This is a genomic window from Enterococcus devriesei, from assembly GCF_001885905.1.
Lineage (GTDB): Bacteria > Bacillota > Bacilli > Lactobacillales > Enterococcaceae > Enterococcus_A > Enterococcus_A devriesei.
In genome coordinates this window covers 1-523 of record NZ_JXKM01000053.1, presented here as the reverse complement: position 1 = coordinate 523, position 523 = coordinate 1, and the positions used below count along the sequence as shown (strand labels likewise).

Annotated in this window: 1 protein-coding gene; it reads left to right on the top strand. The window is 38.2% G+C overall.

The annotated features are described in order from the left end of the window. Positions 1–40 precede the first annotated feature (40 nt). Positions 41–523 (top strand): IS3 family transposase (locus tag RV00_RS15990; RefSeq protein WP_071863502.1); only part of this gene is annotated, 483 nt, incomplete at its 3' end.

Here is a 523-nt window from a genome sequence, read left to right as displayed (position 1 = left end):
AGTTAGACCAAAAATCTAACTCCCGGGGGTCGGTATTTTTATGGCTAAATATAGTTTTGAATTTAAGCTAAAAATCGTTCAAGAATATCTTGAGGGGAAAGGAGGAACCTCCTACTTATCAAAGAAATATGGTTTTAAATCAAATCATCAGATCCGAAAATGGCTCAATACCTATCGAGAATTTGGTGAAGAAGGTCTCCTTCGAAAACGACAAAATCAAAGTTATTCTATTCAATTCAAGATGGATGCGATAGAGTTATATCAAACAACTGAGCTGTCTTATCGTGAAGTGGCGAATCAATTAGAGATGAACAATCCAGCGCTAATTGCCCGCTGGATGAAAGCCTTCCGTACAGAAGGGATCGATGGACTCTCAAAGACGAAAGGACGTCCACCCATTTTGGCTAAAAAAAAGGAAGAGAAGAAAACAAAGAAAGAAACACCTGTAGAACCCGATCGTATCAAGGAATTGGAAAAACAAGTGCGTTCCCTTCAAATCGAGAATGCCTTTTTAAAAGAATTG